This window comes from Tepidibacter aestuarii, from assembly GCF_934924865.1.
Lineage (GTDB): Bacteria > Bacillota > Clostridia > Peptostreptococcales > Peptostreptococcaceae > Tepidibacter_A > Tepidibacter_A aestuarii.
The window spans coordinates 1,858,846-1,884,657 of record NZ_OW235315.1 but is presented as its reverse complement, the minus strand read 5'-3'; the positions used below and the strand labels follow the sequence as shown (position 1 = coordinate 1,884,657).

General features: G+C 29.0%; 33 protein-coding genes. 28 read left to right on the top strand and 5 right to left on the bottom strand.

Annotation, left to right across the window (positions count from 1 at the left end; genetic code table 11):
• The first annotated feature begins 31 nt into the window (after window positions 1–31).
• The 5 genes from M2214_RS09365 (at window position 32) to proC (ending at window position 6,360) form a co-directional block, all read left to right on the top strand.
• A complete protein-coding gene (locus M2214_RS09365) occupies window positions 32–1,204 on the top strand; it encodes a YgeY family selenium metabolism-linked hydrolase (RefSeq protein ID WP_248476620.1) in 1,173 nt (390 codons plus the stop codon).
• A 670-nt stretch (window positions 1,205–1,874) separates the two neighbouring features.
• A complete protein-coding gene (ppnP, locus tag M2214_RS09360; protein WP_248476618.1) occupies window positions 1,875–2,156 on the top strand; it encodes a pyrimidine/purine nucleoside phosphorylase in 282 nt (93 codons plus the stop codon).
• 75 nt (window positions 2,157–2,231) lie between these two features.
• Window positions 2,232–3,134, top strand: a complete 903-nt coding sequence (locus tag M2214_RS09355) for a trans-4-hydroxy-L-proline dehydratase activase (protein ID WP_248476616.1) — start codon at window positions 2,232–2,234, stop codon at window positions 3,132–3,134.
• Between the two features lie 4 nt (window positions 3,135–3,138).
• Window positions 3,139–5,508, top strand: a complete 2,370-nt coding sequence (gene hypD, locus M2214_RS09350; protein ID WP_248476614.1) for a trans-4-hydroxy-L-proline dehydratase — start codon at window positions 3,139–3,141, stop codon at window positions 5,506–5,508.
• Between the two features lie 51 nt (window positions 5,509–5,559).
• Window positions 5,560–6,360, top strand: coding sequence for a pyrroline-5-carboxylate reductase (proC, locus tag M2214_RS09345; RefSeq protein WP_248476612.1), 801 nt, complete (start codon window positions 5,560–5,562; stop codon window positions 6,358–6,360).
• A 72-nt stretch (window positions 6,361–6,432) separates the two neighbouring features.
• On the opposite strand, the gene M2214_RS09340 is transcribed toward proC, so the two are convergent.
• Entirely contained in the window at window positions 6,433–6,705 is a 273-nt protein-coding gene (locus tag M2214_RS09340) for a hypothetical protein (RefSeq protein WP_248476610.1), read from the bottom strand.
• Window positions 6,706–6,886: 181 nt separating this feature from the next.
• Between M2214_RS09340 and M2214_RS09335 the strand changes: the two genes are divergently transcribed.
• Window positions 6,887–7,042, top strand: a complete 156-nt coding sequence (locus M2214_RS09335; RefSeq protein WP_248476608.1) for a hypothetical protein — start codon at window positions 6,887–6,889, stop codon at window positions 7,040–7,042.
• A 94-nt stretch (window positions 7,043–7,136) separates the two neighbouring features.
• On the top strand, window positions 7,137–7,325 hold the full coding sequence (locus tag M2214_RS09330) for a hypothetical protein (protein WP_248476606.1): 189 nt from the start codon (window positions 7,137–7,139) through the stop codon (window positions 7,323–7,325).
• Window positions 7,326–7,348: 23 nt separating this feature from the next.
• Here M2214_RS09330 and M2214_RS09325 read toward each other — a convergent pair whose 3' ends face one another.
• Together M2214_RS09325 and M2214_RS09320 are read right to left on the bottom strand one after the other, a co-directional pair.
• Window positions 7,349–7,498: a hypothetical protein gene (locus tag M2214_RS09325; RefSeq protein ID WP_248476604.1), complete on the bottom strand. Its 150-nt coding sequence runs from the start codon at window positions 7,496–7,498 to the stop codon at window positions 7,349–7,351.
• 214 nt (window positions 7,499–7,712) lie between these two features.
• A complete protein-coding gene (locus M2214_RS09320; RefSeq protein ID WP_248476602.1) occupies window positions 7,713–8,804 on the bottom strand; it encodes an AI-2E family transporter in 1,092 nt (363 codons plus the stop codon).
• Between the two features lie 272 nt (window positions 8,805–9,076).
• Between M2214_RS09320 and M2214_RS09315 the strand changes: the two genes are divergently transcribed.
• The 21 genes from M2214_RS09315 (at window position 9,077) to M2214_RS09215 (ending at window position 25,199) form a co-directional block, all read left to right on the top strand.
• Complete coding sequence (locus M2214_RS09315) at window positions 9,077–9,784, top strand: pseudouridine synthase (protein ID WP_248476595.1); 708 nt, start codon at window positions 9,077–9,079, stop codon at window positions 9,782–9,784.
• Between the two features lie 33 nt (window positions 9,785–9,817).
• Complete coding sequence (locus M2214_RS09310) at window positions 9,818–10,237, top strand: hypothetical protein (RefSeq protein ID WP_248476587.1); 420 nt, start codon at window positions 9,818–9,820, stop codon at window positions 10,235–10,237.
• 10 nt (window positions 10,238–10,247) lie between these two features.
• The gene (locus M2214_RS09305; RefSeq protein WP_248476578.1) at window positions 10,248–10,823 is read left to right on the top strand and encodes a tRNA (mnm(5)s(2)U34)-methyltransferase; all 576 of its coding nucleotides are present in this window, start codon (window positions 10,248–10,250) and stop codon (window positions 10,821–10,823) included.
• A gap of 221 nt (window positions 10,824–11,044) precedes the next feature.
• Window positions 11,045–11,272, top strand: a complete 228-nt coding sequence (locus M2214_RS09300) for an indolepyruvate ferredoxin oxidoreductase subunit alpha (protein ID WP_248476562.1) — start codon at window positions 11,045–11,047, stop codon at window positions 11,270–11,272.
• On the top strand, window positions 11,262–12,413 hold the full coding sequence (locus tag M2214_RS09295) for a 2-oxoacid:acceptor oxidoreductase subunit alpha (protein WP_248476560.1): 1,152 nt from the start codon (window positions 11,262–11,264) through the stop codon (window positions 12,411–12,413). Before M2214_RS09300 ends, M2214_RS09295 begins: the two co-directional genes overlap by 11 nt.
• On the top strand, window positions 12,398–13,225 hold the full coding sequence (locus M2214_RS09290; RefSeq protein WP_248476558.1) for a 2-oxoacid:ferredoxin oxidoreductase subunit beta: 828 nt from the start codon (window positions 12,398–12,400) through the stop codon (window positions 13,223–13,225). Before M2214_RS09295 ends, M2214_RS09290 begins: the two co-directional genes overlap by 16 nt.
• Entirely contained in the window at window positions 13,222–13,767 is a 546-nt protein-coding gene (locus M2214_RS09285; RefSeq protein ID WP_248476556.1) for a 2-oxoacid:acceptor oxidoreductase family protein, read from the top strand. The genes M2214_RS09290 and M2214_RS09285 overlap by 4 nt, the downstream gene beginning before the upstream one ends.
• A gap of 7 nt (window positions 13,768–13,774) precedes the next feature.
• Window positions 13,775–14,638, top strand: a complete 864-nt coding sequence (locus M2214_RS09280) for a MurR/RpiR family transcriptional regulator (RefSeq protein ID WP_248476554.1) — start codon at window positions 13,775–13,777, stop codon at window positions 14,636–14,638.
• A gap of 83 nt (window positions 14,639–14,721) precedes the next feature.
• Window positions 14,722–15,342, top strand: coding sequence for a histidine phosphatase family protein (locus M2214_RS09275; protein WP_248476552.1), 621 nt, complete (start codon window positions 14,722–14,724; stop codon window positions 15,340–15,342).
• Entirely contained in the window at window positions 15,335–16,540 is a 1,206-nt protein-coding gene (locus tag M2214_RS09270; protein WP_248476550.1) for a BaiN/RdsA family NAD(P)/FAD-dependent oxidoreductase, read from the top strand. The genes M2214_RS09275 and M2214_RS09270 overlap by 8 nt, the downstream gene beginning before the upstream one ends.
• Window positions 16,541–16,575: 35 nt before the next feature.
• Window positions 16,576–16,959 (top strand): chorismate mutase, encoded by a 384-nt coding sequence (gene aroH / locus M2214_RS09265; RefSeq protein ID WP_248476548.1) that lies wholly within the window; start codon window positions 16,576–16,578, stop codon window positions 16,957–16,959.
• A complete protein-coding gene (cmk, locus tag M2214_RS09260) occupies window positions 16,952–17,599 on the top strand; it encodes a (d)CMP kinase (protein ID WP_248476541.1) in 648 nt (215 codons plus the stop codon). Before aroH ends, cmk begins: the two co-directional genes overlap by 8 nt.
• A 12-nt stretch (window positions 17,600–17,611) precedes the next feature.
• On the top strand, window positions 17,612–18,205 hold the full coding sequence (locus tag M2214_RS09255) for a lysophospholipid acyltransferase family protein (protein WP_248476531.1): 594 nt from the start codon (window positions 17,612–17,614) through the stop codon (window positions 18,203–18,205).
• Window positions 18,206–18,217: 12 nt separating this feature from the next.
• Window positions 18,218–19,057: a 4-hydroxy-3-methylbut-2-enyl diphosphate reductase gene (locus M2214_RS09250; protein ID WP_248476529.1), complete on the top strand. Its 840-nt coding sequence runs from the start codon at window positions 18,218–18,220 to the stop codon at window positions 19,055–19,057.
• A gap of 30 nt (window positions 19,058–19,087) precedes the next feature.
• Window positions 19,088–20,131: a 30S ribosomal protein S1 gene (locus M2214_RS09245; protein ID WP_248476527.1), complete on the top strand. Its 1,044-nt coding sequence runs from the start codon at window positions 19,088–19,090 to the stop codon at window positions 20,129–20,131.
• On the top strand, window positions 20,131–20,904 hold the full coding sequence (locus tag M2214_RS09240; RefSeq protein ID WP_248476525.1) for a CheR family methyltransferase: 774 nt from the start codon (window positions 20,131–20,133) through the stop codon (window positions 20,902–20,904). Before M2214_RS09245 ends, M2214_RS09240 begins: the two co-directional genes overlap by 1 nt.
• Before the next feature lie 270 nt (window positions 20,905–21,174).
• On the top strand, window positions 21,175–21,627 hold the full coding sequence (accB, locus tag M2214_RS09235) for an acetyl-CoA carboxylase biotin carboxyl carrier protein (protein ID WP_248476524.1): 453 nt from the start codon (window positions 21,175–21,177) through the stop codon (window positions 21,625–21,627).
• A 15-nt stretch (window positions 21,628–21,642) separates the two neighbouring features.
• Complete coding sequence (gene accC, locus M2214_RS09230; protein ID WP_248476521.1) at window positions 21,643–22,989, top strand: acetyl-CoA carboxylase biotin carboxylase subunit; 1,347 nt, start codon at window positions 21,643–21,645, stop codon at window positions 22,987–22,989.
• 36 nt (window positions 22,990–23,025) lie between these two features.
• Window positions 23,026–23,877: an acetyl-CoA carboxylase, carboxyltransferase subunit beta gene (gene accD, locus M2214_RS09225; protein WP_248476519.1), complete on the top strand. Its 852-nt coding sequence runs from the start codon at window positions 23,026–23,028 to the stop codon at window positions 23,875–23,877.
• A 12-nt stretch (window positions 23,878–23,889) separates the two neighbouring features.
• Window positions 23,890–24,837 (top strand): acetyl-CoA carboxylase carboxyltransferase subunit alpha, encoded by a 948-nt coding sequence (locus M2214_RS09220; protein ID WP_248476505.1) that lies wholly within the window; start codon window positions 23,890–23,892, stop codon window positions 24,835–24,837.
• Between the two features lie 101 nt (window positions 24,838–24,938).
• Window positions 24,939–25,199: a stage V sporulation protein S gene (locus M2214_RS09215; protein ID WP_248476503.1), complete on the top strand. Its 261-nt coding sequence runs from the start codon at window positions 24,939–24,941 to the stop codon at window positions 25,197–25,199.
• Window positions 25,200–25,224: 25 nt separating this feature from the next.
• On the opposite strand, the gene M2214_RS09210 is transcribed toward M2214_RS09215, so the two are convergent.
• Both M2214_RS09210 and M2214_RS09205 read right to left on the bottom strand, forming a co-directional pair.
• Entirely contained in the window at window positions 25,225–25,440 is a 216-nt protein-coding gene (locus M2214_RS09210) for a hypothetical protein (RefSeq protein ID WP_248476500.1), read from the bottom strand.
• A 125-nt stretch (window positions 25,441–25,565) separates the two neighbouring features.
• Window positions 25,566–25,754, bottom strand: a complete 189-nt coding sequence (locus M2214_RS09205; RefSeq protein WP_248476498.1) for a hypothetical protein — start codon at window positions 25,752–25,754, stop codon at window positions 25,566–25,568.
• Between the last annotated feature and the right edge of the window lie 58 nt (window positions 25,755–25,812).

Genomic DNA, 25,812 nt, shown 5'->3' with positions numbered 1-25,812 from the left:
TATAAATTTAATACAAGATGGGGATGGTATTATGAAAAAACAAATTATAGATATAGTTGAGGAAACTAGAGATGATTTACTGAAATTTACTCAGGACCTAGTAAGAATAAAAAGTTATTCAGGACAAGAAGAAAAGATTGTTAGGATTATTGAGAAAAAAATGAGAGATCTTGGATATGATGAAGTAATCATAGATTCTATGGGCAATGTTGTTGGGAAAATTGGAAATGGTGAAAGTGCAATCATGTTTGACTCCCATATTGATACTGTTGAAGTAAAGGACGAAGAAAAATGGGATGTTCCACCTTTTAGTGGTAAGATTGTCAATGATAAGCTTTATGGTAGAGGTTCCGTTGATATGAAGTCTGCAGCCGCTGCTTCAGTATATGCTGGTGCTATTGCGAAGAGATTAGGGTTAGATACAGGAAAAACAATTTTCGTTTCCTGTACGGTATTTGAGGAAGATTGTGATGGAGAAAATCTTAAGCATATGTTTAAAGAATGTAACATTAAGCCAGATTTCTTTATTACTTGCGAACCATCTGGTAACAAAATAGTAACAGGGCATAAAGGTAAAGTGCAAATTTCTATTAAAACAAAAGGGGTTTCAGCACATGGTTCAGCACCTGAAAAGGGAAATAATGCAATTTATGAAATGGCAGAAATTATACAACGCGTAGAAAAGACTAATAATGATCTGTTGAAAAAGGATGGCCCAAGAAGAACTCTTGTAATGTCTCAGATTTCATCTGTAAGTGTCTCTCTAAATGCTGTTCCGTCTGAATGCGAAGTATATTTGGATAGAAGGATGGTGCTAGGAGAAACTGAAGATACAATTAAAGCAGAGATGGATAAGATCATCGAAGGTAAAAACGCATCCTGGGAGATAGGAACAATTCATAGAAAAAGCTGGGCTGGAATGGATATTAGATATGAGCCTTTTCATTTAGCGTGGGAAATAGATTTGGAACATAAACTTTCCAAAGCTTGTATTGATTCATATAGTGAAACGTTCAACTGTGCTCCTAAATATGATTATTGGGATTTTAGCACCAATGCAGTAACTCCGGTAAGTATGGGGATACCTTCCATAGGTTTTGGCCCGGGAGAATATAAGCTAGCTCATATGACTAATGAAAATTGTAAAGTAAATCAGATAATTGATGCATGTAGCTTTTATACAAATTTAATTAATAAGTTATAAATCTTAGGATATCAATTAAACAATTTTATTGAGCTCTGGTGTGGTTTTGGCATCAGAGCTTTTGTATATATAAAACTAAAGTTCAAGTGATATTACCATTCTTAGATTATACAGTTTGTACCTAGTAGGTAAAATATCAAGTTTAGATTGGAAAATGAAATAAGTAGACAAATTTAAAAAATCTATCTTTGGACTGAACGTGATTGAATAGACATGAAACCTGGTGCTATCATAGCAAGAGAATACGGGCTACTTTGTGTCAGTGAAATCTTGGAAGTTACGTCACTTATTAAAGATGATACGAAGTTGGGTTGTTGTAAAACTATTATTAGTTTGGAGAAAAATTTCAGGAGCCGGATACGGTAAACGTAAGTCCGGTTCTGTGAGAGTAAAGAAAATAGGACTAATTATCATATTTTCTAGCTACTCGATTTTATATTTGGTCTTAGAAAAGTAGAGGGTTAGAATTTTCATATTTTGGATAAATACATAAAAATGAAAAAACTTCATATAATATTGTTAGGAATTCATAAAACTGCAATTAAATTCATTTTAAAATAAAAAATTTACAAAAATGAAAAAATTATAGAAAAAATAACAAACTTGTAGTATAATTAAAGCATTAAGAGGTAAATTATTCATATTAATTATAATAATAGGAGATGATCACATGTTTAAAACTAATGAATATTTTGATGGAAATGTTAAATCGATTGCATTCCAAACTAACGAAGGACCAGCTACTATTGGAGTTATGGCAGTTGGGAAATATGAGTTTGCAACTTCTAAGAAAGAATTTATGACTGTAACAAGTGGGAAAATGTTAGTTAAGCTTCCTGGCTGTGATGAATGGAAAGAATTTAATAAAAATGAAACTTTTATAGTAGAAGCTAATGAAAAATTCAATGTAGAGGTAAATGAAGAAACTGCTTATGTATGTTTATATAAGTAAAAGATTATAATTAAAGTTCAGATGAAACTATGTTTTATCTGAACTTGATCTTCGCTTGTCAAGGGGATGATTTAATTGAAGAATGCTAAAATAATAAATATTCAAAAATACTGTGTTCATGATGGACCTGGAATTAGAACTACTGTATTTTTTAAGGGATGTCCACTTACTTGTATTTGGTGTCATAATCCTGAAAGTCAAAGATACAAGAGTGAAATAATGTATAATGAAGAAAAATGCAGCAAATGTGGAGAGTGTGAAAAAAGATGTCCGCATGATTGCATAAAAATTAATGAAGATAAAATTATAAATGATTATAGTATTTGTAGCCATTGTGAAAATTGTATTGATTTTTGTGTTAATAACGCTAGAGAATTAGTAGGAAAAGAATATAGTGTAAATGAATTGATGAAAGAGATAGAAAAAGACAAAGTGTTTTATGAAGAATCTGGAGGGGGAGTTACTTTATCTGGTGGAGAGGTAATGAGTCAAATAGATTTTGTTGAGCAGATAGTTAAGAATTGTAAGAGAAAAGGAATACATGTAGCTATTGATACTTGTGGATATGCGCCGTTTGAAAGTTACGAAAGAATTATTGATTATGTTGATCTCTTTTTATACGATATTAAGTTAATGAATTCACAAAGACATGAAAAATATGCAGGAAAGCCTAATGAACTTATATTGAAAAATTTAGTTATGCTATCTGAAAGAGGAGCTAATATAAATCTTAGAATACCGTTAATACAAGGTATTAACTGTGATGATGAAAATATTGAAAACATGCTTAAATTTATAAAAAATTTAAATATAAGTAGCATAAACTTATTACCTTATCATGAAATAGGTAAAGACAAATATAAAAGATTAAATATTAACTATGAGGATGAATTAATGTCTAAACCATCTGATGAAAGGATAGAAGAAATTAAAAATATATTTGAAAAACATAACTTTAAAATTAAAATAGGGGGTTAGTTTAATGAGAAGAGGTATGAATGAAAGGGTTAAAAAACTTAGAGAACAAAGTATGAGTGTTCAGCCACATATTTCAATAGAAAGAGCAACATTAATGACTGAAGCTTATAAAAAATATGCTGGCACTGAAGCAGTTCCAGTTGTTAGAGCTTTGGCGTTTAAGTATTTTATGGAGAACAGAACACTTTGCATAAATGAAGACGAATTAATAGTAGGTGAAAAAGGAGAAGGGCCTCAATCATCTCCTACTTTTCCAGAACTTTGTTGTCATACATTAGAAGATTTCACAGTTATGGATTCTAGAGAAAAAATATCTTTTAGGGTGAATGACGAAACTAGAAAAATTCAAGAAGAAAAAATTATTCCATACTGGGAGAATCGCTCTATAAGAAAAATGATATATGATCATATGACTTCTGACTGGATAAATTGTTATGAAAATGGAATATTTACTGAATTTATGGAACAAAGAGGACCAGGTCATACTGTTGCAGATGGTAAAATGTATAAAAAAGGATTTTTAGATTTCAAAAAAGATATAGAAGAATCTTTATCTAAGATAGATTATATGAATGATAAGGAAGCATACGAAAAAGAAAATCAGCTTAAAGCGATGAGTATTTGTTGCGATGCTATAATGATTTATGGAAAACGTTATTCTGAATATGCAAAAGAGTTGGCAAGTAAAGAAACCAATGAAGTAAGAAAGAAAGAACTTCTTAAAATAGCTGAAAACTGTGAAGTTGTTCCATCACATGCTCCTAAAACATTTTATCAAGCTATTCAAATGTATTGGTTTGTTCATATTGGAGTTACTACAGAATTAAATATATGGGATGCATTTAGTCCAGGAAGACTTGATCAACATTTAAATCCTTTCTATGAGAAGGAAGTTGAAGAAGGTACTTTAACTTCTGATAATGCTAAAGAATTATTAGAATGTCTATGGGTTAAATTTAATAATCAACCAGCTCCCCCAAAAGTAGGTATAACTCTAAAAGAAAGTGGAACGTATACTGATTTTGCTAATATAAACACCGGAGGTATTACATCTGATGGGCATGATGGTATAAATGAAGTTAGTTATTTAATATTAGATACTATGGATGAAATGAAGCTATTACAACCGAGTTCTAATGTTCAAATAAGCAAAAAAACTCCTCATAAATTTTTAAAAAGAGCTTGTGAGATATCTAGAAAAGGATGGGGTCAGCCTGCTTTTTATAATACAGATGCTATAATACAAGAGTTACTTAATGCAGGAAAAAGTATAGAAGATGCTAGAGAAGGGGGTACTAGTGGGTGTGTTGAAACTGGAGCGTATGGAAAGGAAGCATACATCCTAACTGGTTATCTGAATTTACCTAAGATACTAGAGCTAACTCTTAATGATGGATATGATAAAATATCTGGTAAACAATTAGGTATAAAAACAGGAAAAGCTGAAGATTTCAAAAGTTATGAAGAATTGTTTGAAGCATTCAAAAAGCAATTAAATTATTTTGTAGATATAAAGATTGCAGGAAACAATATAATAGAGAGTATTTATGCTAAAAATATGCCATCTCCATTTTTATCTATAATAGTTAGTGATTGTATTTCAAAGGCTAAAGACTATAATGCTGGAGGAGCAAGATATAATACAAACTATATTCAAGGTGTGGGGATAGGAACTATAACTGACTGTTTATCTTCTATAAAATACAATGTATATGATAAAAAGAAATTTAGTATGAACGAGTTAATGGAAGCTTTAGACAATAATTTCGAAGGCTATGAACAAATTCATAATATTGTTTTAAATAAAACTCCTAAATATGGAAATGATGATGATTATGCAGATGAACTAATGCTAGATGCATTTAATGCATTCTATAATGAAGTTACAGATAGAAGAAATATGAAGGGCGGATATTATAGAATAAATATGCTTCCTACTACATGTCATGTTTATTTTGGAGAAGTAATGACTGCTAGCGCTAATGGAAGATTAGCTAATAAGCCTTTATCAGAAGGTATATCTCCTGCTAAAGGAGCAGATAGAAATGGGCCAACATCTGTAGTTAAATCAGCAGCTAAGATGGACCATTTAAGAACAGGTGGAACTTTATTAAATCAAAAATTTACTCCGTCAGTTGTTGCTGGTGATGAAGGTCTTGAGAATATGGCTGCATTAGTTAAATCTTATTTTGTTATGGATGGACATCATATTCAATTTAACGTAGTTGATAGACAATTATTAATAGACGCTCAAAACAATCCAGAAGAATACAAGGATTTAATAGTTAGAGTTGCAGGATACAGTGATCATTTCCATAACTTAAGTAAATCATTACAAGATGAGATAATAGAAAGAACAGAACAAGCTTTTTAGTATAATTAAGTGATATAATATAGATAATTATTTTAAATTTGGAGGTTTACTATGGATAAGGTGATTGGATTTATAGGTTGTGGAAATATGGGAAGAGCAATGATTGGTGGAGTAGTTAAATCTGGATTATTAAAGCCTGAAAGTATAATTGTGGCTGATGGATATAAAGGTAGTTTAGATCTTGTTTCAAATGAATATGGGGTAAAGACTACAATGGATAATAAAGAAGTAGCAAAAACATCAGATATTATAGTATTATCTGTAAAACCTAATGTATATAATCTTGTAATTGATGAGATAAAGGATTTTGTTAAAGAAGATGTTGCTATAGTTACTATAGCAGCTGGAAAAACTATCAAAGATGTAGAAGATGCATTTGGAAAAGATATAAAAATGGTTAGAACTATGCCTAATACGCCAGCACTTGTGGGGGAGGGTATGACAGGTATATGTCCTAATAAAAATATATCAAAAGAAGAGGTTGAAGAAGTAGTTAATATATTTAAAAGTTTTGGTAAAATAGAGATTATAGATGAAAAGTTAATGGAGGTATTTATATCAACTAGTGGATCTTCTCCAGCATATGTGTTTATGTTTATTGAAGCTATGGCAGATGCTGCTGTAGCAGACGGTATGCCTAGAGATAAAGCATACAAAATGGCGGCTCAAGCTGTTTTAGGATCAGCAAAAATGGTTATTGAGACTGGAAAACACCCTGGAGAGCTTAAAGATATGGTGTGCTCACCGGGAGGTACTACTATAGAAGCAGTGGCCACTCTAGAAGAGTATGGACTTAGAACTGCTGTTATGAAAGCTATGAGAGAATGTACCAAAAAAGCTAAAAATATGTAATCAAAAATTCGCTTCATGCTAAGGCATGGCTCAATATGCAAAAAATACCAGTCTTTTGACTGGTATTTTTAATTAACAGTAAAAACTATCTATATTTCTAATATCTGTTCCCCAAAATCTCCAACCGCCTCTCATCCATCTAAATCCAGCTATAGATGTAGGACCAACAAATACTAGCCAAGTCCAAAAGCTGCGTCCATTTTCAAGCCAAATATAAGTGAATTTATAACGGCAGAATCTTATAGCTCCTGGATCGACCATTGCTAAACCTGGACCTGAACTTGGTTTTTTTGGTGTATATGATGGTGGAGGTCCTGGTGGTTGCTGACGATTATAAAAAAACATACCTATTCCTCCTTTCTTATATTAAGTTATGATATAAAAATTTAAATTGCTACAAGATTTAAATTTTAAAATATAAGAGGAAAAAGTAAAATTGAAGAAGGGGATGAAGTTGATATAGCTCTTTATAATAAGGCTAAGGGACATCAAAAAATTGATAGTATAGGATATAAAACAACTCATAGTGGATTTTATATTTGTAGGTTTTACTTTAGGAGTTATGCTACTTTTTCAAATAGACGTAAATGATTTAGGGATAAAAAACTTAGGCAAAACTATTGGTATAACTGGTACTGTTGTGTCTATAATAATGATGATAATGAGTAATAAGTTTTTATAAGATGATACACATGAAGAAGAACTTAAGAAAATGTCTTTAAAAGAAACTTTAATACATAATGCTTAAGAAACTGTATTTGTATCAACTTGGGTATATGTTGCATGAAATATTTATATTTATAGTAGGTAGGGGAAACTATGCTGCAGGGGAGCTTGCACTTACCAATATTATGGTATCTCAAGGCTTATTCTCTATTATAGCAGGTGTCTTAATTGGATTAATACCAGATCTAATTATTGGAGTTGTAGTTTACTTTATAGAAATAAAAATGGGCTTATTTTAATTAAATAGCCCATTTTTATTTCTCTACTTTTTCTTATACTTTTTAGGTAGCGGTCTACTTGTGTTCTGGCTTACAGAACCTGTTTGTTTTGGATGTTGAGAATTAGGTAGATTCAATTCATCAGCAAATTCTAATCTATCATTACATGATTTGTTTTTAGTATATCTATACATTGATTTACCTCCTTTCAAACTATACTTTACCCAAAGAGCACTTACGTAGCTATAAATTCAGATAGAGTGAAAATTCCATCTAAATTAAGTTTCGCTTTATATTAATTTAACCAATGGAGCAAATTATATATTTGAAGTTTTTCACTTTTTTGTATAAAAAGAGTTATTTCGCTTTGAAATTAATTTCTAAAGTGAAATAACTCTTTTAATTTGTTTACACTATATTTTTATTTTTTAGTTTTATATCTATATATTTCTCAAGTTGTATTTTTGTAATAGCCATTGCAGGAACACCTAAAAACATGCCTGCAATACCAAATAGTCCTCCACCTAATATAACTGCAACTATAATCCATAAGGGGTTCAGGCCTACTTTATCTCCCAATATTTTAGGTCCAAGGTAAAGACCATCAAATTGCTGAAGCAGTAGTATAAATAAAGCTACCCAAATAGCTTGTATAGGATTATTTATTAAAGTAATAAGAACAGCAGGCACAGCTCCTATAAATGGACCGAAGTAAGGAATCATATTAGATACACATATTATTATGCTTATCAAAAGAGAATAAGGAACTTTAAGCATTAATAAACCAGCGAAACATATAATACCTATTATTAAGGAATCTATAGATTTTCCTATTATGTACTGAGAAAAAATCTTATTTACTATCTTAAAAAAATCTGCAACTTTATCTGACTTGAATTTTCCTAAAATTGCATATAAAAGTCTTTTAATATTGTATATAAGGTTTTCTTTATCTTTTAATAGATAAATAGAAATTATTACTCCAAGTATAGCATTAAATAAATTAGAAGTAATATTTATAGCTTGAGTTACTAAATTACTAGATGTAATATTTAAAAAGCCTAATACTTCATTTATTATTTCCTTTAAATTTTCTTTTAAGAAAGGATTACTATATTGTAGTAATTTGGATTTTATGATATTTTCGTTTATCCACTCTTGAACTGTAGACATATATACTGGAAGATCTTTAGATAAATCATTTATACTATCGATTATTTTAGGAGATAGTATAGTAATGGTAAAATTTATAATACTTATTAATAGAAAGTAAATTAGCATTATACTAAAAGATCTTCTCATATTAAATCTTTTTTCAAAATAAACCATTATTGGGTTGAGAAGATATGCAATACAAACAGCCCAAATAAAAGGACTTATCAAAGAAATCGCAGAGTTAAATCTTTGGATAAAAAATTCGGGATTATTTACAAATTTAAAGATGATTAATGATATTAACAGTAAAAAAATTATATGTTTAGTTTTATATCTTGAAAGCATTACAAACCTCCTACAAAATAACTTCGATATTTGAAATATATGATATAAGAGGTATTTTAACATTATATTAGGCCTTTCACAACATAAATTGGTTAAAATCTATAGAAAAAAAACATATATAACTATATAATAAAAAAGTCTTTATTATTAAAGGGGAAACTTTTTTAAATTCACTACAGAGATTATGCTTACTTATAAGTTAAAAGGAGCATAATCTCATATCCATTATAAAAAAATATATCTTAGCAACAAATTAGAAAAGGAGAATTAGTATGAGATTAAATAAATATATGGCATTATGCGGAGTGGCTTCAAGAAGAAAATCTGATGAGTTAATAAAAAATAAAAAAGTAAAAGTTAATGGAAAGATAGTAGAAGAACTAGGAATAGATGTTGATGAAAATCAAGATGAAGTAGAAGTCAATGGCAAAATAATAAATATAGAACAAAAAAATGTATATATACTTATAAATAAGCCAGAAGGCTATGTTACAACTGTAAAAGATCAGTTTAATAGAAAAACAGTACTTGATTTGGTTAAAGATATTGATGAAAGAATATATCCTATTGGAAGGCTTGACTATGAAACATCTGGGCTTTTAATATTAACTAATGATGGAGACCTTACATACAGATTAACTCATCCTAAGCATGAAGTTGTTAAAACTTATTTAGCAAGACTTAAGTTGGTACCTAATGAAATTAAAATAAAACAATTTAAATCTGGATTAAAAATAGAAGACTATGTAACTGCACCAGCAGAATTCAAAGTTATAAAAAAAGAAGAAAAACAAAGTATGTGTGAAATCAAAATACATGAAGGCAAAAACAGACAGGTAAGAAAAATGTGTAAAGCAATAGGTCATCCTGTTTTATCTTTAAAAAGAACAGCTCTAGGAGATATAGAACTTGGAAATCTTAAAGTTGGAAAATATAGAAACTTAACTCAAAACGAAATAAATTATTTAAAATCTTTATAATTAGAGGTGAAAATAATGATAAGTATTTGTAAAATGTATGAAAAAAGTGAAATTAGAATTAAAAGCATTTTAGAAAAAGAAAATTTAGATTATAGCAAAATAAAACAAAATATATTATGCTCATATGAAAATGAAGAACTTTTAGGGTTTGCAGGATATGAGATAAAAAATAATATAGCTTTTTTAAGCACAATAAATATATTTGATAAGACACTAGAAATGGTTTTAAAAGATGGGCTTATAAAATCTTTATTAAATATGGCAGATATTAATGGAATAAAAATATTTATGGTTAAAGAGTGCGGACAAATGAATTTTTATAAGAATATAGGTTTTGATAAATTATATAATAGAGATTTTTTATTAGATATAGATATAGATGAAAATGAATATTCATATATAAAACTTGCAGATTTTTTTGAAAATCCTTGCAGGAGTAATAAAAAAGATTAGGAGGAAAAATTTGAGATCTAAATATTTAACTAATGTAACTGATTTTACAAAACTAATAAACAAAGACATAATTAAAGAAGGCTGTGTAGTTATAGATGCTACTGTTGGTAATGGATATGATACACAATATCTATCGGAAAAGGTAGGGAAAACAGGTAAGGTTTATGGGTTTGATATACAAAAAGAAGCTATAGAAAATACAGAAAAAAGATTAAAAAAAGAAAATTTATTCGATAATGTTACGTTGATATTAGATGGACATGAAAATATAGATAAGTATATAAATGAAAAAGTGGATTCTATATTTTTCAATTTAGGATATTTGCCTAAATTAGATCATAATATAAAAACTAAAGCAGACACAACTGTTGCAGCATTAAAAAAGTCACTTGATCTTTTGAAAAAAAATGGAGTATTAAGCATTTGTATATATGTAGGACATGAGGGCGGGTTAGAAGAAAAAGAAGCTGTAGAAAAGTTATTGTTTAACTTAGAACAAAGAAAATTTGATGTATTGAAATGTAGTTTTAAAAATCAAAAAAATAACCCTCCGCAACTTATATTGGTGGAGAAAAAAGTTGATTGAAAATAGCTCTTTTATCAAGGGGCTATTTTTTTTATGTTCAAAAATATAGAATAAATACGTGTAAAATATTGGAATTGTCACGTTTGGAATTTTTAGAATAAAGAAAGTTTGACTTCAAAATGAAGGGCTTGAAAACAAAAATGAAATTTAAATTGCAATATATCAAAAAATTTGATAATATGAAGTTAATAAAGATTTTAAAATGCATTGGGGGTAAAAAAATGCCAGGGGATGATAAACAATTAGTTATAAAACGTGATTGGTGCAAGGGTTGTGGAATATGTGTAGAATTTTGTCCTAAAAAAATTTTGGAAATAAAAAATGATAAGGTACATATAATGCAAGAAGACAAATGTATAAAATGCGGATTATGTGAAATGAGATGTCCTGACTATGCAATATACTTAGAAAATGTAATGTGTAAGGAGGATAAAGCATATGCACAATAATATAAAACTTCTTCAAGGTAATGAAGCTTGTGTACATGGAGCTATTTATGCTGGTATGAAATTTTTTGCCGGTTATCCAATAACACCTTCAACTGAAATTGCAGAATTATCAGCTGTAATGCTTCCGAAAATTGGAGGCAAATTTATACAAATGGAAGATGAAATAGCCAGCATGGCAGCTGTTATTGGTGGATCATTAGGGGGATTAAAATCAATGACAGCAACTAGTGGCCCAGGATTTTCATTAAAACAAGAAAATATAGGGTATGCATGCATCACAGAAATACCATGTGTAATAGTGAATGTGCAAAGAGGAGGACCAAGTACGGGACTTCCAACTTGTCCATCACAAGGGGATGTAATGCAGGCAAAATGGGGTACTCATGGAGACCATCCAATAATAGTATTATCACCAACGAGTGTTAGCGAGACGTTTGAGCTTACTGTAAAAGCATTCAATTTTTCAGAAAAATATAGAACGCCTGTAATATTATTAATGGACGAAGTTATAGCACATATGAGAGAGAAAGTAATAGTTCCAAATCAAGGAGATATGGTTGTAATAGATAGAAAAAAACCTAAAGTAGAACCTAATGAGTACAAAGCATATGAATATACTGAAGATTTGGTTCCTGCCATGGCTAATTTTGGAGAAGGCTACAGATATAATGTAACAGGACTTGTGCATGATGAAACAGGATTTCCTGTTAATAGCACTAATGAAGCAGAAAGATTATTAAACAGATTAATGGGAAAAATAAATTCAAATTTAGATGATATATTGATATATGAAGAATATTTAATTGATGATTCTGATATCTTATTTGTTACATTTGGATGTATGGCAAGATCTACTAAAGAGGCAGTTGAAAATCTTAGGAATGAAGGTATAAAAGCAGGTATGTTTGTTTTAAAAACAATATGGCCATTTCCAGAGGAAAAAATAAAACAAATAAGTAAAAACAAAGATATGATATTTGTTCCGGAGATGAATTTGGGTCAAGTAAGACAAGAAATAGAGAGAATAGTTAAAGAGGATTGTAATATTTATGGAGTCAATAAGGCAAATGGAGAAATTATAACTCCTGAGCACATAAATGATTACGTAAAGGGGGTATTGGAAAAATGCCTAGCAAAATAATAAAAAATAATTTTAGAGTAGATAGACTTCCACATATTTGGTGTCCAGGATGTGGGCATGGAATATTGATGAGAAGTATAGCAGTTGCAATAGAAGAATTGAATTTGGATAAAGATAAAGTATGCATAGTGTCTGGTATAGGATGTTCATCAAGAGCAGCTGGGTACATGGATTTTAATACTTTACATACAACACATGGAAGAGCAATCGCATTTGCAACCGGTCTTAAAGTTTCAAATCCTGATTTAAAAGTTATAGTTATATCTGGAGATGGGGATGCCAGTGCTATTGGTGGAAATCATTTAATACATGCATGTCGAAGAAACATAGATATAACAACTATTATATTCAATAATAATATATATGGAATGACAGGTGGACAATATTCTCCTACAACTCCAAATAAAGAAAAAGGTACTACAGCACCTTATGGAAATATAGATAAGGCATTTGACATTTGTGAACTAGCATCAGGTGCAGGAGCTACTTATGTAGCTAGATCTACTGTATATCATGTTAAAAAAATGATTGAATATGTAAAAAAAGGAATTGATCATAAAGGCTTTTCTCTGGTAGAAGGGGTAAGCGTTTGTCCTACTTATTATGGAAGAAAAAATAAAAAAGGTAGTGCAGTTGATTTAATAAAAGGTATGAAAGATAAATTTATTGATATATCAGCTAAAGATAAATTAAATAAAGATGATATAGAAAATAAAATATTTATGGGAGAATTTAAAGATGTCCATGAACCTGAATATATAGAGGAATATTTTAAAATTATAGATATGTTTAAAAAGGAGATGTCTATATGAGAAAGGAATTGAGATTAACAGGATCAGGAGGGCAAGGGTTGATACTTGCTGGTATAATATTAGCTGAAAGTGTTATAAAAAATGGATTTAATGCAGTTCAAAGTCAATCATATGGGCCAGAGGCTAGAGGCGGTGCTAGTAAGTCAGAGGTTATAATAAGTAATAGAGATATAAATTATCCAAAAGTTAATGATCCAGATTTGCTTTTATGCCTAACACAAAAATCTTTTGATAAATATGCAAAAAATATGAAGAAAAAATCGATATTGCTGGTTGATTCTTGTGTTAATATAGGGGATAATATAGATACTGACTTTTGTTATAAGATACCTATAATAGATACAGCTAAAGAAAAAATAGGAAAGCAAATGGTTTCGAATATAGTTGCATTAGGAGCTATTAAAGAACTTATTGAGGATATCAAAGACGAAAGTTTAAAAGAAGCAATATTAGCAAGAGTACCTCAAGGAAGTGAACACTTAAATATAAAAGCTTTTGATGAAGGGAAAATGTTGATAAAAAATATATTAAATAGGAGTTAAGTTTTATATGGAAGAAGCTAGAGATTTAATTGTCATTATAAAAGAACAATTTCCCAAATTAAGTAAAGGTCAAAAACTTATTGCTCAGTTCATACTTGCGAACTATGACAAAGCGGCTTTTATGACAGCTGGTAAATTAGGTGAAAAAGTAGGTGTAAGTGAGTCAACTGTAGTTAGGTTTGCTAATGCATTAGGATTCGATGGATATCCTAAGCTTCAAAAATCGCTACAAGAGCTTATAAAGACAAAACTTACAACTGTTCAAAGAGTAGAAATGTCTAATAAAGAATATTCTAATGATTGGACTATACTTAAAAAAGTATTGAAATCAGACATAGAAAATATAAAGACAACTATAGAAGAGCTGGATGAAGAAAGTTTTCAAAGAGGGATCAATAAGATATTAAAAGCAAAGAAGATATATATAGTAGGTCTTAGAAGTTCAACTGCTATATCTGAATATTTAGGTTTTTATTTAAATATAATTTTAGATAACGTGAATATAGTAAGTTATGGAATAAGTGATGTATTTGAGCAAATTCTTAAAGTTACAGAAGATGATTTGGTAATAGCTATAAGTTTTCCAAGATATTCAAAAAGAACATTTGAGCTTGCAAATTATGCTAAAAATCAAGGAGCTAGCATAATATCATTAACAGACAGTGTGCTTGCACCTGTTGCATCTATATCTGAAGAAATTATTCCGGTTAAGAGTAATATGGCATCGTTTGTGGACTCTTTAGTTGCTCCTTTGAGTGTTGCAAACGCAATAATAGTAGCTATAGGGATGAGAAAAAAAGAAGAAATAAAAGAGTATTTTGATAAATTAGAAACTATATGGAAAGAATATCATGTTTACGATGAGAAATAGGAAATTTTCCTATTTCTTTTTGTTTGGAGTTATTTATTATATAATATTTAGTTGGAATTATAATAGACAATAGGAGGATATATATGAATAGATTTTTTATAATAAGGCATGGAGAAACTTTTTGGAATATAGATGGTAGAACTCAAGGTCATGGAGATTCAAAACTAACTGAAAATGGAATTGAACAAGCTCAAAAACTTGCTGAAAAGCTTTCAAAATACAACATAGACTATATATATAGTAGTGACCTTGGCAGAACAATTCAAACCTCTGAAATAATTTCTAATACTTTGAGTAAAAAGGTAGAATATAAAGAATCTCTTAGAGAAATAAATTTTGGTGATTGGGAAGGTCTTACAATAGAAGAAATAAAAAGAGACTATCCAGATATTTATACTATTTGGAGAAACGAACCTCATAATGCGTTAATACCTAAAGCAGAAAATCTATATAAGTTAAAACAAAGATTGTTGGGTTGTATAAATGAATTAAATAAAAAGCATGAAAATTCTAATATAGTGTTAGTATCACATGGGATGTCTATAAAAGTATTATTATTAAGCTTATTAGAAAGTGAATTATCAAATATATATAGGATAAAACAAGACAATACAGCTTTAAATATAGTGGAATTTAGAAGTTATGGACCAGTAATAATAAAGACTAATGATACAAGTCACTTGGAAGGTGAAAAATATGAGTAAAGTTATTGTAATTGGTGGTGGACCGGCAGGGATGATGTCTGCCATAGCAGCTGCTAGGAATCATGAAGTAATATTAATAGAAAAAAATAAAGAATTGGGCAAAAAGTTAAAAATCACAGGAGGTGGAAGGTGTAATATAACTAATATGAGAGATATAGAGGACTTTTTAGATAAAATAATAAGAAATCCTAAATTTTTATATAGTAGCTTGTATACTTTTACTAATCTAGATCTTGTGGAATTTTTTGAAAAACGTGATGTAGAATTTAAAATAGAAGAAGATTTTAAAGTTTATCCTGAAAAAGATAAGTCTGATATAATAATAAAAGCTTTACATGATGAGCTGGATGAAGTTGGAGTAAAAGTGATATATGAAAAAACACTTGTAGATATTATTATTGAAGACGAAGAGATTAAAGGTGTTATTTTAAATGATAACGATATTATAAAAGCTGACAAAGTAATAATTGCTACTGGTGGACATTCTTACCCTAAGACAGGATCTGATGGTAGAATTCATAGTATACTAAAAAAGTATGGAGAGAATATAACTAAAATATATCCATCTTTAGTACCTCTTGTATTTAGTGAAGATTGGATAAAAAATTTGCAGGGAATTTCATTAAAAAATATTAAGGTATCTGCAAAATATTTTAAAAATAAAAAGATAAGTATGGATGGGGATATTTTATTTGCACATTTTGGATTAACGGGGCCTGTTATACTTAACTTATCTTCTTATATAAATAAACATTTACAAGATGGGAGTATTGAATTAAACCTTGACTTTGTTCCGAATGTTTCAAAAGATGAAGTACGTAAAATTATAAGAAAGAATAATAACAAAAGCATATATAACAACTTAAAAGAAATTCTTCCAGTTAACTTTACAAAACAGTTATTAGAATACTTGAATATTGATAAAAAACCAAATAATTTAACAAAAGAAGAAGAAAATAAGATAGTAGATAGTATAAAAGAATTAAAATTAAATTGTAAAGGAACAAAAAGTATAAATGAAGCTATAGTTACTTCAGGAGGAATAAGTGTTAAATCTATTAATTCATCTACTATGGAGTCTAGGGTTATAAAAAATCTTCATTATGCTGGAGAAGTGATTGATATAGAGGGTCTAACTGGAGGATATAATCTTCAAATTGCCTTCTCAACAGGCTATCTAGCTGGTATAAGTGTATAAAATTTGATATAATATTGATTTGCGATGGTGATAAAATGAAGACATTAGCTATAAGAGGTGCGACTACTGTAGAAAAAAATGAAAAAACGTGTATATTAAATGAAACAAAAATATTAATACAGAAAATAATAGATATGAATAATTTGAAACAAGAAGATATAATTAGCATTATATTTACTATGACAAGGGATTTAGATGAAGTATATCCTTCGGTTGCTGTAAGAGAATTATTAGGTCTTAATGATATACCTCTTTTGAACTTTGAAGAGAAGTATATAAAAAATAGCTTAAATAAATGCATAAGAGTATTAATACATGTAAACACAGAGAAAGAAAAAAATAAAATAGTTCATATTTATTTGAATGAGGCAAAAAAATTGAGAACGGATTTAAGTATAAGGAGTGAATCTAATGAATAATATGGTTATAGCGATAGATGGACCAGCCGGGGCGGGAAAGAGTACTATTGCAAAAATAATATCAAATAAACTGAATATAAACTATATAGATACAGGTGCAATGTATAGAGCTATTACGTACAAAGCTATCAGAGATGAAATTGATATTGATGATGAAAAAGCTTTGATAGAAATGGCTAAAAAAACTCAAATAGACTTTAAAGATAATAATATATATTTAGATAATGAAATTGTAAATGAAGAAATAAGGACTTTAAGTGTAAGTGGAAATGTTTCGAAAATTGCACAAATAAAGGAAATAAGAGAAATAATGGTCGACCTTCAAAGAAAAATGGGAAAAAAATACTCTGTAATAATGGATGGTAGAGATATTGGGAGTTATGTATTTAAAGATGCGAATCTTAAGTTTTATTTAACAGCTGGTATAAATGAAAGAGCAAGAAGAAGATATAAGGAATTAAAAGGAAAAGGGCACGATATAAATTTAGATGATATAGTTAATGATATTAAAAATAGAGATGAAATAGACTCAAAAAGATCTTTTGCCCCCTTGATTAAAGCAGATGATGCTGTAGAAATAGATACTACTAGCAAAAACATAGAAGAAGTAGTTTCTGATATAATGGAATATATGAAATAGGAGGAGAGTTATTTGGGATTATACGAGATATGTAAAGGTATATTTATTCCAATTATAAGTATATTTTATAAAGTAGAAGTAATAGGTAAAGAACATGTTCCTATGGATGAACCTCTAATATTTGCTTCAAATCATAAAAATAACCTGGATCCTATGTTAATAGGCTCTCTTATGCCAAGAAAAGTTTCTTATATGGCAAAAAAAGAACTTTTTAAAATTAAAATAGTTGGATACTTTTTAAAAAATATAAATGTTTTCCCAGTTGATAGAAGTAAAACAGATATATCTACCATAAAAACAGCTCTTAAAATATTAAAATCTAATGGAGCCTTAGGAATATTTCCAGAAGGTACTAGAATGAAACAAGAAGGTTTAGGAAAAGCAAAAGCTGGAACAAGCATGTTGGCAATTAGAGGAAAGGCTAAAGTTTGTCCTGTATCTATAATAGCTACGTATAAATTGTTTAGCAAAATTACCATATACATAGATGAACCGATAAGCTTTGATTCGTATTATGGACAAAAGTTAAATTCAAAGGATTATGAAGGTTTAAGCCAACAGGTTTTAGATATTATAGGTGAAAATATTAAAAAGTATACAGAATAAGGAGGGATGTATTTGAAATTTAAGGTTGCTGATTATGCTGGATTTTGCTTTGGAGTTCAACGAGCTATGGATATGGCTTGGGGTGAACTAGAAACGATAAATGAGGAGAATGTTTATTCTCTAGGTCCTCTTATACATAATAAACAAGCTGTAAAAATATATGAAGATAAAGGTTTAAAGGTCGTAGATGTATTAGATAAAGTAGGTCAAAAGTCCAAGGTTATAATAAGATCTCATGGAGTATCAAAAAATATATATAAAGATGCTGTAGATAAAAATCTTAAGATTATAGATGCTACTTGTCCTTTTGTAAAAAAAATACAAGATATAGCAAATGAATATTATAATAAAGATTATAAGATTATAATTGTAGGAGATAAATCTCATCCAGAAGTTGTAGGAATAAATGGTTGGTGTAATAATGAGGCCATAATCATAAAAAATATAGAGGATTTAAGTGAAATTCCTAGAAATTATAAAAAGTATTGTGTCGTTGCACAAACCACTATAAACCTGAATATGTATCAAGAAATAAGTGGAAAATTAAAAGAGATTTTAGACGATGTTACTATACACAATACTATTTGTTTGGCAACTAGAGATAGGCAAAAGTCAGCAAGTGAACTTTCAAAAGAAGTCGATTGTATGATTGTAATTGGAGGTAAGCATAGTTCAAATACTCAGAAATTGGTTAATATATGTGAGGATAATGTTAAAACATTCCATATAGAGACTGTAAGTGATTTAGATGAAGATGATATAAAAAAATATTCTTTTGTTGGTATAACAGCAGGAGCATCAACTCCTAGTTGGATAATAGAAGATGTAATAAAATTTATAAAAAATATTTGATTAAAATAAATGCAAGGGAGAGATGGATAAATGAATAATGAAATGGAACAGCTACTTAATGAAGAAAATCTATTCAAAACTATAAAAGTAGGTCAGAATGTAGAAGGTAAGGTTATTTTAGAAAAGTATGATGAATACTATGTAGATCTAAATTATAAGACTGATGGTGTTCTTCCTAAATCAGAGGTTTGTGAGGATGAAGAAATAAAAGTTGGAGATTCTATCAATGTTAAAGTCATAAAAATGGATAGAAATTCAGGAGATGTAATAGTTTCTAATAAAAGAGCTCAAGAAGTAAAAATATGGAACGAATTAGAAAAGGGTCAAATTATAGATGTTAAGGTAACTGATGAATCTAAGAGTGGGCTTATAGTAAGTTATAAAAGTATAAGAGGATTTATTCCACTTAGTCATATAAATACTAAATATATTAATAACATAGATCTTAAAGAATATAAAAATAAAATCATGAGTTGTGAAATTATAGATATAGATTCAAGTAAAAAAAGATTTGTTCTTTCAAGAAAAAATCTTTTAATTAAAGAGGAAGAAAAGAAGAAATTGGATTTTATGGAAAATACAAAACCTGGAGATTTATTAGAAGGTACAGTAAAAGATATAAAAGATTATGGAGTATTTGTAGATTTAGATGGCTTTGTAGGACTTGTTCATAATTCTGAGTTATCTTGGTCTAGAAAGCACGAATGTGAATATAAAATAGGAGATTTAGTAAAGGTTAAGGTTATATCTTTAGATAAAGAAAATCAAAGACTTGCTCTTAGTATAAAAGCATTACAAAAAAGACCTTGGGATGAGTTTGTTGAAAATTACAATGTAGGAGATATTGTAAGTGGTAAGGTAAAGGTAGTTAAAGATTATGGAGCTTTTGTAAAATTAAACGAGATAGTAGATGGATTTGTACACATATCTAATCTTTCTTATGAATTTGTTAAAAATCCAAAAGATGTAGTTAAAGTCGACGAAGATGTTAATGTTAAGATAATAAATATTGATAATGAAAATGAAAAGGTAGAACTTACTATGAACATAAATGGGGAGGACGAAAACATTTAATGAAAGGATATGATCTTTTTAAAGATAGAATTTATAAAAAAACAGGAATAAATCTTTCTTTATATAAAGAAAAGCAGATGAGTAGAAGATTAGAGTCATTAGCTATGAGAAATGGGTATGATGATTTTGAAAAATATTTTGATGCTATAAATAGAAACCCGGATTTATTCAATGAATTTATAAATTATATGACTATAAATGTGTCAGAATTTTATAGGAATTTAGAACAATGGTCAGTTATGGAAAAAATAATATTTCCTGAACTTATGAGCAAAAATAAAAATCTGAGAATATGGAGTGCTGCTTGCTCTACAGGTGAGGAACCTTACTCGTTAGTTATGTTGCTTAGTAAATTTATGCCTTTAAATAAGATTAACATTATTGCAACTGATCTTGATAAAGAGGCCATGGAAAAGGCTAAATTAGGTATGTATCAAGAAAAAAGTTTGAGAAATTTACCTAAAGAATTTATAAATAGATATTTTGATAAAAGATTAGATAGGTTTGTAATAAAAGAAGAGATAAAAAATAGAGTTACATTTAAAAGACATAATTTATTAGAAGATAAATATATAGATAATTGTGATTTGATAGTTTGTAGAAATGTAATGATATATTTCACAGAAGAAGCTAAAGCGGATATATACTCAAATTTTAGTAAATCATTAAACAACAATGGGGTTTTATTTGTTGGAAGTACTGAACAAATAATAATGCCAAACAAGTACAATTTAAAACCTATAAAAACATTTTTTTATGGTAAGTCAAGTTAAAAAATACTGTTGACTAATTAGTCAACAGTATCTTTTTATATGAAGGAAATTAAATAATTATTTATCGCTTATATGAGTTTACCAATGAGTTTACCAAATAGTATAATGTTAACTTTTTTATAATGAATAGTAGATTAAAATATCTATGAATTTCCAAAAAGTCTATATTGAAAATGTTTATAATAAAGACTTTTTTATTGTATCTGTAAATAATAATATGGTATAATATGATATAGTATTAGTACCAGGTATAAAAAGGAGGTATAATTTATGAATATAAATGAAATTAAAGAACTAATTATGGCAATAGATAAAACTAGCATAAATAAATTTGATATAGAAATGAATGATTTAAAATTATCTATACAAAAAGGTGATGTTAAGACTACTGGTTTATCCGCTGATGTAAAAGATGAATCAAAACAAGAAGTAAGTACACTTAACAACGAAAAAATTGAAGAATTTGAAACGGATAAGAACACATACATAGTAAATGCACCTATAATGGGAACTTTTTATTCAGCTTCAAGTCCAGAGGCTGGTAATTATGTTAATGTTGGAGATCAAGTGAAAAAAGGTGATACTTTATGTATTCTTGAAGCTATGAAGCTTATGAATGAAATAGAGTGCGATGTTGATGGAGAGATTATAGAGGTATTAGTAGAAAATGAAGAATTAGTCGAATACGATCAACCTTTATTTAAGATTAAAGTTAACGGATAATTAAAGGAGGATATTATGATAAAAAAGCTACTTATTGCAAATAGGGGAGAAATAGCTGTTAGAATAATAAGAACATGCAAAGAAATGGGGATAAAAACTGTTGCTATATATTCTCAAGCAGATAAGGAATCGCTACATAGATATATGGCGGATGAATCTATATGTATAGGTCCCAATAATATAAGTAAAAGTTATAATAATATAGATAATATAATATATTTGGCAATGAAAATGAAATGTGATGCAATTCATCCAGGGTTTGGTTTTTTATCTGAAAACTCTACTTTTGCAAAAAAATGTATAGAAAATAATATTATATTTATAGGCCCAAATTATGATCAAATAGACAAGATGGGAGATAAATCAACAGCTAGGGATACTATGATAAAAGCTAATGTACCTGTTGTTCCTGGATCAAAAGGTATAATTTTAAATATAGAAGATGCGATTGTAACAGCGGAAGAAATTGGATACCCAGTTCTTATAAAGGCGTCAAGTGGAGGCGGAGGTAAAGGAATGAGAGTTGCTAATGATGAAGAAGAATTAGTAGCTAATTTCAATATAGCCAAAGCTGAAGCATTGTCTGCATTTGGAAATGATGAAATGTATTTGGAAAAATATATAAAAAACCCTAGACATATAGAAGTACAAGTTTTTGGAGATTCATTTGGAAATGCAGTTCATTTTGGAGATAGAGATTGTTCTATGCAAAGAAGAAATCAAAAAGTTATAGAAGAATGTCTTTCACCGTATTTAAACGATAAAACTAGAAATGAGTTATATGATGCAGCAATAAAGGCAACTAAGTCTGTAAATTATATAGGCGCTGGGACTGTTGAGTTTATAGTTGATAATGATAGAAATTTCTATTTTATAGAAATGAATACTAGAATTCAAGTAGAGCATCCTATTACTGAAATGATAACTGGAATTGATTTGATAAAATTACAAATATTAATAGCATCAGGAGAGAAAATTCCTTATTCTCAAGAAAATATAAAATTTAATGGTCATGCAATAGAGTGTAGAATAAACGCTGAAGATGCTTTTGATAATTTTAGACCTTGTCCAGGTAAAATGGAGTCTATTCATGTTCCAGGAGGACTTGGAGTAAGATTTGATAGTTTTGTATATGGTGGATATGTTATACCTCCTTTATATGATTCTATGATAGGAAAACTTATATGTTGGGCAAACAATCGAGAAGAATGTATAAATAGAATGAAAAGAGCATTAGATGAGTTGATTATAGAAGGCGTAGAAACTAATTTAGAATTTCAGAAAAAATTAGTGGCAAGTGAGGTTTTTATGAAAGATGAACACCATACTAAATTTATAGAAAATGAGTTTATGAATAAATAAAAATATAACATAGGCATAAATTTATAGAGGTGAAATATGATTAAAAAATTATTGAGTAAAGAAAAAGGATATGCACAAGTATCTGTTAATAGAAAATTTAATAGTAAAAATGTTGATGAGAAGTTTTGGATAAAGTGTGAAAGTTGCAATAGTAATATTTTTATAAAAGAAGTAGAAGAAAATATGAGCTTATGTCCTAAATGCGATCATCATTTTAAACTTTCTGCTAGAAAGAGAGTTGATTTACTGATAGATGAAAAAACATTTGAAGAGCTAGACACAGATTTAGTTTCTATGAATATATTGGAATTTCCCGAATATGAAGAAAAGTTAGAAAGATATACTGCTAAAAGTAAAGAAAAAGATGCTGTTATAACTGGTGCCGGTAAGTTAAATGGTATAGATGTTATACTTTGTGTAATGAATTCAGAGTTTATGATGGGAAGTATGGGCTATATAGTAGGAGAAAAGATAACTAGGGCTATTGAGCATGGTATAGACAATAAATTACCTGTTATAATAGTATGTGCATCTGGAGGAGCAAGAATGCAAGAAGGTATAATATCCTTAATGCAAATGGCAAAAACTTCTCAAGCTTTGAATAAACTTAGTGAAAATGGATTACCGTATATCTCTGTATTCACAAATCCTACGACTGGTGGAATAACAGCTAGTTTTGGCATGCTTGGAGATGTTATAATGGCAGAGCCAAATGCTTTAATAGGGTTTGCTGGTCCTAGAGTTATAAAACAGACGATAAAACAAGACCTTCCAGAAGGCTTTCAAAAATCTGAATTTTTACTAGAACATGGATTTTTAGATTTGATTGTAAGTAGAAAAAATATGAAAAATAAAATCCAACAAATATTGAAAATGCATGGGTATTAAGGAGGTCTAAGTATGAATAGTTTAGATATAGATAAGCCCATTATAGAGCTTGAAAACAAAATTGTAGAATTTGAAAAAATATCGAAAGAAAATAATATAGATTTATCTGATGAAATAAATATGCTTAGTAACAAGCTTGTGAACCTAAAAAATGAAATATATGAAAATTTAACTGCTTGGCAAAAGGTAAATATAAGTAGAGCTGGTGATAGGCCTACAACTGAGGACTATATAAAAAATATATGTAGTGAATTTATAGAATTTCATGGAGATAGACTCTATAAAGATGACAAAGCTATAGTGGGAGGTATAGGTATAATAAAAAATATACCTGTTACTATAATTGGTCATCAAAAAGGAAGGGATGTAAAAGAAAATATACAAAGAAATTTTGGTATGCCGCATCCCGAAGGATATAGAAAAGCTTTAAGACTTATGAAGCAAGCTGAAAAATTTAATAGGCCAATAATAACTTTTATAGATACTCCTGGTGCTTTTTGTGGTCTTGAAGCTGAAGAAAGAGGTCAAGCCGAAGCGATAGCTAAGAATTTATTTGAAATGAGCTCTTTAAAGGTTCCTGTAATATCTATAGCTATAGGAGAAGGAGGAAGTGGAGGAGCACTGGGTCTTGGTGTATCTAATAAAGTAGCTATGCTTGAACATTCTATATACTCTGTTATATCTCCAGAAGGGCTTTCAAGTATATTGTGGAAGGATGCTTCTAAAGCAAAAGAGGCATCTGAGGTAATGAAGCTTACAAGTTCTGACCTATATAAGCTAAATGTTATTGATAAAATAATAAAAGAACCTTTAGGTGGAGCACAAAAAAATATTGAGTTTACATCAGATAAAATAAAAGAATATATAGTTGAACAGCTGAATGAGTATGCTAACAAGAATCAAGAAGAAATAGTTTTCGAAAGATACAGTAAATTTAGAAAAATCGGATATAATTTATAAATAAAAAAAGGATTTAGATTTTGAATGTAGAATAATATAACAAGGAATCCAATTTTAGATGCACAAGGAAATATAATAATATTAAGGGGGGCATATTTGAAATGGAAGTATTAAAAGTTTCGTCAAAATCTAATCCAAATTCTGTAGCAGGAGCTCTAGCTGGAGTTTTAAGAGAAAAAGGCTCAGCAGAGATACAAGCTATAGGTGCAGGGGCTTTAAATCAAGCAGTCAAAGCTGTAGCTATAGCTAGAGGGTTTGTTGCACCAAGTGGTATGGATCTTATATGTATACCAGCTTTTACTGATGTTGACATTGATGGTGAAGAAAGAACAGCTATAAAGCTTATAGTAGAACCTAGATAATAAAAGAACCTCTGAAGAGGTTCTTTTAATTTTGTGGGTTAAACATTTGAAGCATCATCATCACTTGATCCATTGTTATGCCGTATTGTTCTAATAACTTATCAATTACAGGTGAAAATTCTCTCATTAAATCATCTTTATTATTTTTAACTAATGACTCAATTTGTGGAACTATAGATTTTATAAATTCTATCTGTTCTTTTTCTGATAGGTTATTAAAACTTGAAGTAAGTTCATTCATATTTAAAATCCTCCTTAGTGTTAAATTATACTTATCCAATGACTATTATACAAAAAAAATATGGTTTTGCAAATACTGCAAACATTATAATAACATAAAAGCAGCCATTAATGGCTGCTTTTATGTTATCCTTCAAACTTATTTAGTAATTGTTGAAGTTTTTGCGCTTGAGCTCCTGATTCTTCTGCAAACTGTTTAAATAAATTACATACTTCAGAATCATCTACTTTTTTTGAAAATGATTCATAATCTCTAACGTTTTCTTGAGCGTCTAATAATTTTTTTACTATAGTATCTCTAGTGTTTAATTCCATAAATAATCAACTCCTTCTAGTGTAGTTTTTTCATTAACAATACTTATTATTCATTTAT

What these genes read in the sequence shown, in the direction of transcription:
- M2214_RS09365 (WP_248476620.1), top strand. Translation starts at nt 32, where the DNA reads ATGAAAAAACAAATTATAGATATAGTTGAGGAAACTAGAGATGATTTA.
- ppnP (WP_248476618.1), top strand. Translation starts at nt 1,875, where the DNA reads ATGTTTAAAACTAATGAATATTTTGATGGAAATGTTAAATCGATTGCA.
- hypD (WP_248476614.1), top strand. Translation starts at nt 3,139, where the DNA reads ATGAGAAGAGGTATGAATGAAAGGGTTAAAAAACTTAGAGAACAAAGT.
- proC (WP_248476612.1), top strand. Translation starts at nt 5,560, where the DNA reads ATGGATAAGGTGATTGGATTTATAGGTTGTGGAAATATGGGAAGAGCA.
- M2214_RS09340 (WP_248476610.1), bottom strand. Translation starts at nt 6,705, where the DNA reads ATGTTTTTTTATAATCGTCAGCAACCACCAGGACCTCCACCATCATAT.
- M2214_RS09330 (WP_248476606.1), top strand. Translation starts at nt 7,137, where the DNA reads ATGTTGCATGAAATATTTATATTTATAGTAGGTAGGGGAAACTATGCT.
- M2214_RS09325 (WP_248476604.1), bottom strand. Translation starts at nt 7,498, where the DNA reads ATGTATAGATATACTAAAAACAAATCATGTAATGATAGATTAGAATTT.
- M2214_RS09320 (WP_248476602.1), bottom strand. Translation starts at nt 8,804, where the DNA reads ATGCTTTCAAGATATAAAACTAAACATATAATTTTTTTACTGTTAATA.
- M2214_RS09315 (WP_248476595.1), top strand. Translation starts at nt 9,077, where the DNA reads ATGAGATTAAATAAATATATGGCATTATGCGGAGTGGCTTCAAGAAGA.
- M2214_RS09310 (WP_248476587.1), top strand. Translation starts at nt 9,818, where the DNA reads ATGTATGAAAAAAGTGAAATTAGAATTAAAAGCATTTTAGAAAAAGAA.
- M2214_RS09300 (WP_248476562.1), top strand. Translation starts at nt 11,045, where the DNA reads ATGCCAGGGGATGATAAACAATTAGTTATAAAACGTGATTGGTGCAAG.
- M2214_RS09295 (WP_248476560.1), top strand. Translation starts at nt 11,262, where the DNA reads ATGCACAATAATATAAAACTTCTTCAAGGTAATGAAGCTTGTGTACAT.
- M2214_RS09290 (WP_248476558.1), top strand. Translation starts at nt 12,398, where the DNA reads ATGCCTAGCAAAATAATAAAAAATAATTTTAGAGTAGATAGACTTCCA.
- M2214_RS09285 (WP_248476556.1), top strand. Translation starts at nt 13,222, where the DNA reads ATGAGAAAGGAATTGAGATTAACAGGATCAGGAGGGCAAGGGTTGATA.
- M2214_RS09280 (WP_248476554.1), top strand. Translation starts at nt 13,775, where the DNA reads ATGGAAGAAGCTAGAGATTTAATTGTCATTATAAAAGAACAATTTCCC.
- M2214_RS09275 (WP_248476552.1), top strand. Translation starts at nt 14,722, where the DNA reads ATGAATAGATTTTTTATAATAAGGCATGGAGAAACTTTTTGGAATATA.
- M2214_RS09270 (WP_248476550.1), top strand. Translation starts at nt 15,335, where the DNA reads ATGAGTAAAGTTATTGTAATTGGTGGTGGACCGGCAGGGATGATGTCT.
- aroH (WP_248476548.1), top strand. Translation starts at nt 16,576, where the DNA reads ATGAAGACATTAGCTATAAGAGGTGCGACTACTGTAGAAAAAAATGAA.
- cmk (WP_248476541.1), top strand. Translation starts at nt 16,952, where the DNA reads ATGAATAATATGGTTATAGCGATAGATGGACCAGCCGGGGCGGGAAAG.
- M2214_RS09245 (WP_248476527.1), top strand. Translation starts at nt 19,088, where the DNA reads ATGAATAATGAAATGGAACAGCTACTTAATGAAGAAAATCTATTCAAA.
- M2214_RS09240 (WP_248476525.1), top strand. Translation starts at nt 20,131, where the DNA reads ATGAAAGGATATGATCTTTTTAAAGATAGAATTTATAAAAAAACAGGA.
- accB (WP_248476524.1), top strand. Translation starts at nt 21,175, where the DNA reads ATGAATATAAATGAAATTAAAGAACTAATTATGGCAATAGATAAAACT.
- accC (WP_248476521.1), top strand. Translation starts at nt 21,643, where the DNA reads ATGATAAAAAAGCTACTTATTGCAAATAGGGGAGAAATAGCTGTTAGA.
- accD (WP_248476519.1), top strand. Translation starts at nt 23,026, where the DNA reads ATGATTAAAAAATTATTGAGTAAAGAAAAAGGATATGCACAAGTATCT.
- M2214_RS09220 (WP_248476505.1), top strand. Translation starts at nt 23,890, where the DNA reads ATGAATAGTTTAGATATAGATAAGCCCATTATAGAGCTTGAAAACAAA.
- M2214_RS09215 (WP_248476503.1), top strand. Translation starts at nt 24,939, where the DNA reads ATGGAAGTATTAAAAGTTTCGTCAAAATCTAATCCAAATTCTGTAGCA.
- M2214_RS09210 (WP_248476500.1), bottom strand. Translation starts at nt 25,440, where the DNA reads ATGAATGAACTTACTTCAAGTTTTAATAACCTATCAGAAAAAGAACAG.
- M2214_RS09205 (WP_248476498.1), bottom strand. Translation starts at nt 25,754, where the DNA reads ATGGAATTAAACACTAGAGATACTATAGTAAAAAAATTATTAGACGCT.